Below are 225 nucleotides of genomic sequence, written 5' to 3'. Positions count from 1 at the left end.
CCCAACACACAACCCCGCCGCTCCCATACCCCCAATCTACTGCCCAAGGACCGGCCAAACCATACCGCTCTTGGGGTATACCATTGGTTCATTGGTGGATAAGGTCCGAAAGGCCGTCATCCACCATCACGCTTTATAACTGCGCCAAGGCCCAATCAAACACACACTGATCCTCGGCATCCACCTGTCCCTGCATCTGCTTGAGGCTGTCCATCAAGGCCTCCA

Origin of the sequence: Marinimicrobium sp. UBA4209 (assembly GCF_002381585.1) — a bacterium.
Lineage (GTDB): Bacteria > Pseudomonadota > Gammaproteobacteria > Pseudomonadales > Cellvibrionaceae > Marinimicrobium > Marinimicrobium koreense.
The sequence above is the reverse complement of the archived record's forward strand: the minus strand, read 5'-3'. Positions refer to the sequence as shown.